At 73.0% G+C, this 4770-nt stretch carries 3 protein-coding genes; 2 read left to right on the top strand and 1 reads right to left on the bottom strand.

Annotated elements, in window-relative coordinates:
• Window positions 1-155 precede the first annotated feature (155 nt).
• Window positions 156-860 (top strand): hypothetical protein, encoded by a 705-nt coding sequence (locus AB0E88_RS28630; RefSeq protein WP_361636333.1) that lies wholly within the window; start codon window positions 156-158, stop codon window positions 858-860.
• 26 nt (window positions 861-886) lie between these two features.
• On the opposite strand, the gene AB0E88_RS28635 is transcribed toward AB0E88_RS28630, so the two are convergent.
• The gene (locus AB0E88_RS28635; protein ID WP_361636336.1) at window positions 887-2716 is read right to left on the bottom strand and encodes an endonuclease/exonuclease/phosphatase family protein; all 1830 of its coding nucleotides are present in this window, start codon (window positions 2714-2716) and stop codon (window positions 887-889) included.
• A 250-nt stretch (window positions 2717-2966) separates the two neighbouring features.
• Here AB0E88_RS28635 and AB0E88_RS28640 point away from each other — a divergent pair, with 250 nt between their 5' ends.
• A complete protein-coding gene (locus tag AB0E88_RS28640) occupies window positions 2967-4391 on the top strand; it encodes a hypothetical protein (RefSeq protein WP_361636339.1) in 1425 nt (474 codons plus the stop codon).
• Window positions 4392-4770 lie beyond the last annotated feature (379 nt).

Below are 4770 nucleotides of genomic sequence, written 5' to 3' on the forward strand. Positions count from 1 at the left end.
GCCTGTGCGCCGGGTACCGCCTCGCGCTCACCTGGGGGCTGACGACCGGGTGAGCCCGGGCCGCGACGCGTCTTCTCCGCGGGGTTGACCTCAACAGCGCTTGAGGTTGGAGGGTGATCTTCGCACGCATCCGCTGCCGATCACCGGAGGCCGTCATGACCCGTCGTACCGCTGCCCACCCCGATCCGACCGACCCGCGCGTCGGCGCGCCGTTCTTCAGCACCTGGCGGGTCGGCACGCCCGAGCGCCAGCGGCTGACCGCGGAGGCGATCGCGCGTACCTGGGAGCGGCAGCCCTGGCCGACCGACGGCCTGCTGAGCTACCACGTCTACCTCGGCCGGGACGGGTCCACGGTGATGCACCACTCGCAGTGGGCGGGCGAGCAGGACTACGAGGCCTTCGTGCGCACCCGACGCCAGGAGCGGGTGGACGAGATCGACACGGCCGTGCCGGGCATCGAGCGGCTGCGGCTCGACCGCTACCGGCACCACCGCAGCCGTGCCCGCGCCGTGGGCGACACGCGGGTACCCGGTCTGATCGTGGCCGTGCGGATCGACTTCGACCCGGCCGCCGCCGACGAGCGGGCCCACTGGGCCGACCTGGTGCTCAAGGCCCTCGAGGACGACCCCGTCGGCCACCGGGGTCTGATCGGCGCCCACTTCCACCTCAGCACGGACGGCGGCCACGTCCTCAACTACGCCGAGTGGGAGAGCGAGCGCGCCTACGACGAGGTGCTGGCCGCTCCCGGCGAGGGCATCGGCGCGCCCACCGAGCAGTGGGAGCGGGTGCGGACGTACCCGGGCGTCCAGGGCTTCACCGTCACCCGCTACGAGCACGCCCTCGGTCTCCTCCCCGGCTGACCCGGGGAGGGGACCGGTACGCGGGGCTACGGGTGGAAGCGCAGCACCTGCGGGTCGTGGTCGCTGATCTGGTCGTGGAACTCCGAGTTCAGGTGCACGCTGTCGTACTCGAAGTCGCAGCCGCGCCGGATCGCCGGGCTGATCAGGATCTGGTCGAGCACCTGGGCGTTGCCCTGGTAGTCGTAGGTGTACCGCTCGCTCCTGGGCAGCGACTTGATCGCCGACCAAAGCTCGCCGTCGCCCTCGAGGATCTTCGCGGTGTCGGAGAACTCGAAGTCGTTTAGGTCGCCGAGCGCGATGACGTCCGCGTTCTTCTGCACCGCGAGCAGGCTCTTGACGAAGGTGTTGACCTCCGCCGCCTGCTGGTGGCGCTGCGTCTCGGAGCTGCGCACCGGCGGCTGGTACTGGGAGGTCAGCCCCTGGTCGCCGCCCTTGGAGTTGAAGTGGTTGGCGATCACGAAGACCGTGCGGCCGCGGAAGACGAACTCGCCGGCCAGCGGCTTGCGGCTGGACTTCCAGGCGTCGGACGTCGGGTCGATCCGGCCCGGGGAGACGGTCAGCGCCGCCTTGCCGTGCTCGCGGGTCACGCCGACGGCGGTGCTCGCGTCGCCGCCGGGGCGGTCGGTGAACGACACCCGCTCGGGGTTGAACAGGAACACCTGGCGGATGTTGCCGCCGGGCTCGCCGCCGTCGGTGTCGTTGGCCGGGTCGATGGAGCGCCAGTCGTAGCGCGGGCCGCCTGCCGCGACGATCGCGTCGATCAGCTTGTTCACCGTCACGTCCGCGGCGGTCGTGCCGTCGTCCTTGGCGCCGTTGTTGTCCTGGATCTCCTCCAGGGACACGATGTCGGGCGACTTGAGGTTGTTCACGATCGCGGACGCGTGCGCGGTGAAGGTGCCGTCGGACGGGTCGAGGTTCTCGACGTTGTAGGTGGCGACGGCCAGTTCGCCGTTGCGCTGCTTGCGCGTGGTCTCGCGCTCCAGGCCGCCGCTCTCCAGCGTGCCGAGGCTGCTCGCGACGAGGGTGTAGCCGCCGAACTGGTTGTAGTCGAGCGGGCCGGTGGTGGCGCCGGTGAGGGTGTCGCCGACGTTCGCGGCGGGGAAGTCGGCGGTGGCGCCCAGGGACTGGATCTGCAGACGGCCCGTGTTCTGGGAGTCGTAGGAGCCGTAGACGGTGCCGCCGCGGCGGGTGGCGTGCTCGTGCGGCTTCACCGTCACCCACAGCTCGGTGTACGGGTCGCTGGCGCCGACCACACGGGTGTCGTCGACCCGGACGTTCATGCCCTCGAGGGACTCGTAGTAGTCCAGGGCGTACTGCGCGGGCCGCAGCACCAGGCCGTTGATCGAGTTGCTCGCGGCGCCGTCCCCGGCGGGCGCGTACGCGTCCGGGACGGAGTCGGCGTCCACGACCACCGGGGCCGGGACCGCGTTGCCGCTGGAGACGACGGTCACCGCCGGCTTGGTGATCTCGGTGACCGACTGGTTGCCGGAGGAGGTGCCGCCGGGGACGTACTCCGAGACCGTGCCGGACACCTTCACCGCGTCGCCGACGGTCACGCCCTTGGGCGTGGAGCTGGTGAAGACGAACACGCCCTCACTGGTCGCGGGGTTGTCGTCCGCGTCCGGGTCCTGGATCCAGAAGCCCTTGGACGAGCCGTAGGTGCGTATGCCCGTGATGATTCCGGCCACATCCGTGACCTTCTGGCCCGCGTAGGGGGAGGTCCGGGTCGTGCCCTGGATGTCGTGGATGCGCACCGAGTCCGCGTGCGCGGTGGAGCTGAGGACGACGGTGGACGCCGCGGAGCACACGGCGGCGACGGTGAGCGCGGCGAGACGCGCGGACGACTTGCTCGGCAAGGGATTCCCTCCGGGGACGTGACAAAGGCGCCGGGACGAGGGTGGTGCGGGCGGCGCATGACGCGCGTAGAAGACGGTGAACGGTCGTTCCCTTCTTTCTACGCGCGTCAATTTCCAGCCTGGCCGGGGCAGTTGTCAAGGTTTCGGCCATGTACGGCGGGCGGCGGGGAGATGAACCAGGCGGCATGGGTGGAAACCCGTCTAGGCTGAACAGGCAGAGTGGCACATCGCGTCCTAGGAGAACCAGCCCATGTCAGACAGCTCCCCCCTGCCCCCGGTGCGGCTGACCCCGGAAGCGGAGCTGGCGCGGGACGCCCTGTCCACGCCGCTGCTCGCCCGGGCCGCGAAACTCGCCCGCTGGGCCGGGCCCGACACCCGCGTGGACGCCGGGGGCGGCCTGGTGGAGGAGCAGCTTCCGGCCGCCGCCGAGACGCTCGGACTGACCGGGGACGACGCGGCGGCGTACGCGAGCGAGGCCTGGCGGGTCGCCGTCGACACCGGGCTCGTGGAGATCACCGACGAGGAGGCCGGCACCGTGGCGGCCGGGCCGGACCTGGCCCTGCTCACCGGCTCGCCGCAGGACGTGCTCGGTCTCTGGCTCGGCGCCCTGGAGACGGTGATCGCGGACGCGAGCGTGCCCGACCTGGACGACCTGGTCGACGCGCTCGACGAGGGCGGGGAGGTCGACTTCTCGCAGCTGGACTGGGACCCCGAGGCGGAGGCCGCGTTCCTCGACGGCGTCCTCGGCAACCTCTACCTGCTCACCGTGAACGAGGACGGGCCCGGCGAAGGGCCGGTACCGCTGCCCGCGCTCGCCGCGTCGATGATCGTGCCCGGCGACATGGGCGAGCCCACCAACGACATGCTGGAGCAGGTCTCCGACGCGATGATGCGCCTCGACGACCAGTTCCGGCTGCTGGAGCCGGTCGGGCTGGTCGAGTACCAGCCGGTGGACGAGGCGCTGATGGCGGACGCCGACGAGGAGCCCGCCGCGCCCGTCGACGACACCGACGTCGCCCGCTACGGCATGGTCCGGCTCACCCCGCTCGGCCTGTACGGGCTGCGGGCGCGGCTGCTGGAGGCCGGGTTCACGGCGCCGGCCGTCGGCGACCTCACCGACAAGGGCGCCGACGCGCTGCTGGACGGCACCGCCCACTACGGCCCGCTGGCCGCCCGCGCGGAGACCGAGCAGTGGCTGGCCCGGCGTGACCCCCTCGCTGCCGCACGGGAGTTGCTCGCCGCCGCGCGCGGCGCCGACGCCGGCGCACCGCTGCGGCGTCTGCGCTGCCAGGAGGCGCTGTCTCTCGTCGGTACGGCCGCGGAGCCGGCCCTGCGCGAGGTGCTGGACGACGCCGAACTGGGCGGACTGGCCCGGGTCTGGCTCACCGAGCACGGTGCGCAGGACGTGCCCGCGCCCTCTCCGGACCTGATCTTCTGGCTGACCATCGACACGTTGGCCGCCCAGCTCGCCGCCGAGGGCAACTCGGAGGAACTCCAGGGCCTGGTGGAGGGCCTGGCCGCCCAGCACGACGGCTTCTTCGCCGCGGCCTGGCGCGTCGACCACCCTGCCACCGCCGACGTACTGGAGGCGATGGGCCGGCTGCACCCCGACAAGAAGGTGGCCAAGGAGGCGCGGAAGGCCGCGTTCAAGGCCCGCTCGGCCCACGGCGGCTGAACGCCACCCGGCACGGCGTCGGCGCCGTCGGGCGCCGTCGGGCGCCGTCCGGCACCGCCCGGCGCCGTGCCGGGGCCGCGCCGGGGCCGCCCAGCGCCGCACCGGGCCGCCCGGCACCACACTGGCGCCGTCGGGCACCGCACCGGCACGGTCCGGCACCGCACCGGCACGGTCCGGCGCCGCGCCGGCACCGGCACAGCGCCGTCCCGCATCCCAGTACGGGGCCCCCGCCGCTTGACGCGCGGGGGCCCCGCCGTGTCTCCGGCCGCGCGCGGCGGTACAGGGCTGCGGGCCTCGCGGAGCAGGTGGGCGGCGGTGGGAAGGTGCGGGTACGCGCGCACGGGCGCGCCCGTCGGGGGTGCCGGTGGTGCGGCGGGTC

The sequence above is a fragment of the Streptomyces sp. NPDC028635 genome (genome assembly GCF_040637635.1).
GTDB lineage: Bacteria > Actinomycetota > Actinomycetes > Streptomycetales > Streptomycetaceae > Streptomyces.

Excerpts from the sequence above, each read along its gene's own strand:
- AB0E88_RS28640 (WP_361636339.1), top strand. The coding sequence starts at position 2,967 with ATGTCAGACAGCTCCCCCCTGCCCCCGGTGCGGCTGACCCCGGAAGCG.
- AB0E88_RS28630 (WP_361636333.1), top strand. The coding sequence starts at position 156 with ATGACCCGTCGTACCGCTGCCCACCCCGATCCGACCGACCCGCGCGTC.